The sequence below is a fragment of the Breznakia blatticola genome, assembly GCF_004365815.1.
In the GTDB taxonomy this organism is placed as follows: domain Bacteria; phylum Bacillota_I; class Bacilli_A; order Erysipelotrichales; family Erysipelotrichaceae; genus Breznakia; species Breznakia blatticola.
Map to the genome: position 1 here is coordinate 1 of NZ_SODD01000084.1, position 2,245 is coordinate 2,245.

Below are 2,245 nucleotides of genomic sequence, written 5' to 3' on the forward strand. Positions count from 1 at the left end.
CCTTCCTTATTTTTATATGGTAATCTTACATTTCAATGTATCATCATACATGTAACAATCTAAGTTAGGTGCGCATCGGTTGAATTAAGCCATTACTTTTATGCAGTTATTCTTTTCTTCCATATCTGAGTCAAGAAGATGCAAATGAAGGGGAAGGGTCAGGAAACGATCTGGAATTGACAACAGAAAGTATGAATTCATCAAGTGGAAAATCGTTAACTGATGATAATGAGATACCCTTGTTCACAAAGCAAATACAACTAGAAGGAAATAATGAAACTATTGATAAAAGTATTTTGTTTTCCAATAATGAAACGCTTGAAGAAGAGGATATAGTTAATAAATTAACACCTATATTTCAAGAGCCAGTAATTATAAAAGCGGATACAACAAATCAAGAGAATAATGCTACAAGTATCTTTACGAATAATATACCAATAGTTGCAGTATTAATAGCAATTATTGGAAGTGTGGTTGTAATAAGCATTAATAAGAACAGAAAAGTGAGGGATGACAAGTATGATCATAAGTATCATTTCGAATAATCAAATTGCAGACTTTAAAGTTGAAGAAAATCAAGTGATTCTAGATGTATTAAATATTATTGCGAAAGATTCAAATCTATCATTACATTTGGATGGATTGCAGTATGTAACATCAAAAAGAAAAAAAGAAAGTGTGTCAATAAAGAAAACGTTTCAAGAAGCGGGAATTTATAATGGCGATATTTTATACATAGGGGGATAAGAATATGGGGAACATCACAGTTGAAATAAAAAAAGCGGATGTAGTTGCATCAAGTGAACATGATTTTAAAAGAGTAACAAAAGAACATAGAAATCTTTTACATCTTGAAGTTGAAAAAAATGATGATATGTATTTGTATGAATATACAGTTGATGAATATACAACGTTAGATGAAATTAAAAATTTAAATTTACCTGATAAATATAGAGTGTTGTTGAATCTACTTTCACTATCAGAATTAGCAAATACATTACATTTATACTTAGATCCTACAAATGTATATGTAAATTATAATTTGGAGGTAAAAGTAGCTTTTCGTGATTTATATGCAAAAGATGAAATCGGACATGAAGAGAGATTTATTAATAACTATTTAATTTTATTAGGATCCATTTTGAATGATAAAACAGAGTTTGCAACAATCCAACAGGGTGGAGTGAATATTTTAAAGAAACATGCGTTAACCAAAAAATATGCATCACTAAAAGATGTGGAATCAATACGTAATCAATTAATAGAAGATTTACAAGCAGAACGTACAAGAAGAGAAACAAAACTTTCATTGGTAAATAAAAAAACATATATTCGAATGAAGTGGGCAGTACGAATTCTTTTCCTATGTGTAATAGTACTTGCTGTTTTATTTGGATACTTTAAGTTCGTGCAAGAACCATACAAAAACTCAATAAACAAAGGGTATGAATCTTATATCGTCTCAGACTATACAGCAACAATCAAAGAATTAAAAAATACAAGTGTATCTAAAATGAGTAAAACAACAAAATATGTTTTAGCAACATCATATATAAAGAGCGATGCACTTACAGATGAACAAAAATCAAATATATTAAGTGGAATTACTATTACAAGTGAAGAAAAAATATTAGATTTTTGGGTGTATCTAGCAAAAGATGATGTAGAAGAATCAATTGATATTGCCAAACAACTTGGAAATACCGAATACATGGTTTATGGATATATGAAACAAAAAGCAGCTATCGAAATAGATAGTTCTTTAAGTGGGGCAGAAAGAGAAACAAAATTAAATGAAGTAAATCAAAAACTCAACCAATACAAGGTTGATAAAAACGAGAAAGAGGATTAGCATATGTTGAATGTAATCGTATTTCTTGAAAACCGATATGAAATATATCCGTTACGAAATAAGAAAACAGCAATTGGTGATTACTTTGTTGTTGAATGCAAAACGGATCATATTACAGTTATATTAAATGAAGAAACAACTGAAGATATCACAAGTTTTCAAATGTATCAAACACCAGATTTTCAATATATGATATTTGATGAAAAGAAAATGATCTATGCATTAGATACTCCTCTATGTATCATTAGTAAAGAAAATGGTGATATTACTTTTGGTGAACATGAATTCACACTCAGTATGTAGAATAGCATGACAAATGCAAAGGAAATTGAAAAATCTAGTCAAAACAAATGAACCAGCAATTGCAAAAGTATGACTAAAAGCTAGTCAAAT

At 29.0% G+C, this 2,245-nt stretch carries 4 protein-coding genes; all 4 read left to right on the forward strand.

Translation table 11 applies throughout. The features are described from left to right. Positions 1 to 176: 176 nt before the first annotated feature. The 4 genes from EDD63_RS11420 to EDD63_RS11435 are packed head-to-tail and all read left to right on the forward strand — an operon-like array spanning position 177 to position 2,155. Positions 177 to 545 (forward strand): hypothetical protein, encoded by a 369-nt coding sequence (locus EDD63_RS11420; RefSeq protein WP_134171441.1) that lies wholly within the window; start codon positions 177 to 179, stop codon positions 543 to 545. Next, positions 520 to 747: a hypothetical protein gene (locus tag EDD63_RS11425; RefSeq protein ID WP_134171442.1), complete on the forward strand. Its 228-nt coding sequence runs from the start codon at positions 520 to 522 to the stop codon at positions 745 to 747. The genes EDD63_RS11420 and EDD63_RS11425 overlap by 26 nt, the downstream gene beginning before the upstream one ends. A 4-nt stretch (positions 748 to 751) precedes the next feature. Continuing rightward, positions 752 to 1,852: a type VII secretion protein EssB/YukC gene (locus tag EDD63_RS11430; protein ID WP_134171443.1), complete on the forward strand. Its 1,101-nt coding sequence runs from the start codon at positions 752 to 754 to the stop codon at positions 1,850 to 1,852. 3 nt (positions 1,853 to 1,855) lie between these two features. Further along, entirely contained in the window at positions 1,856 to 2,155 is a 300-nt protein-coding gene (locus EDD63_RS11435) for a hypothetical protein (protein ID WP_134171444.1), read from the forward strand. The last annotated feature ends 90 nt before the right edge of the window (positions 2,156 to 2,245 follow it).

What these genes read in the sequence shown, in the direction of transcription:
- EDD63_RS11425 (WP_134171442.1), top strand. Translation starts at nt 520, where the DNA reads ATGATCATAAGTATCATTTCGAATAATCAAATTGCAGACTTTAAAGTT.
- EDD63_RS11430 (WP_134171443.1), top strand. Translation starts at nt 752, where the DNA reads ATGGGGAACATCACAGTTGAAATAAAAAAAGCGGATGTAGTTGCATCA.
- EDD63_RS11435 (WP_134171444.1), top strand. Translation starts at nt 1,856, where the DNA reads ATGTTGAATGTAATCGTATTTCTTGAAAACCGATATGAAATATATCCG.